Origin of the sequence: Serratia sp. BFP-2025 (assembly GCF_050880365.1) — a bacterium.
GTDB lineage: Bacteria > Pseudomonadota > Gammaproteobacteria > Enterobacterales > Enterobacteriaceae > Serratia > Serratia surfactantfaciens.
In genome coordinates, this window is the sequence record NZ_JBPAFV010000015.1 from 1 (window position 1) to 349 (window position 349).

The window sequence follows — 349 nt, forward strand, 5'->3', positions numbered from 1 at the left end:
GTTGGTTGCGGGGGCCGGATTTGAACCGACGACCTTCGGGTTATGAGCCCGACGAGCTACCAGGCTGCTCCACCCCGCGTCCGTGTAATACTTTGTTATCGAAACCAAACGAAAAATACCGCCAATGCGGCATCGGTTGGTTGCGGGGGCCGGATTTGAACCGACGACCTTCGGGTTATGAGCCCGACGAGCTACCAGGCTGCTCCACCCCGCGTCCGTGTAATACTTTGTTATCGAAACCAAACGAAAAATACCGCCAATGCGGCATCGGTTGGTTGCGGGGGCCGGATTTGAACCGACGACCTTCGGGTTATGAGCCCGACGAGCTACCAGGCTGCTCCACCCCGCG

The 349-nt window shown here is 58.5% G+C and carries 3 tRNA genes; all 3 read right to left on the reverse strand.

From position 1 onward, the window contains the following. Nucleotides 1-2: 2 nt before the first annotated feature. Nucleotides 3-79: transfer RNA gene (locus tag ACRAWE_RS24355), tRNA-Met, on the reverse strand. Between the two features lie 58 nt (nt 80-137). Continuing rightward, nucleotides 138-214, reverse strand: a tRNA-Met gene (locus tag ACRAWE_RS24360). A 58-nt stretch (nt 215-272) separates the two neighbouring features. Then, a tRNA-Met gene (locus ACRAWE_RS24365) sits at nt 273-349 on the reverse strand.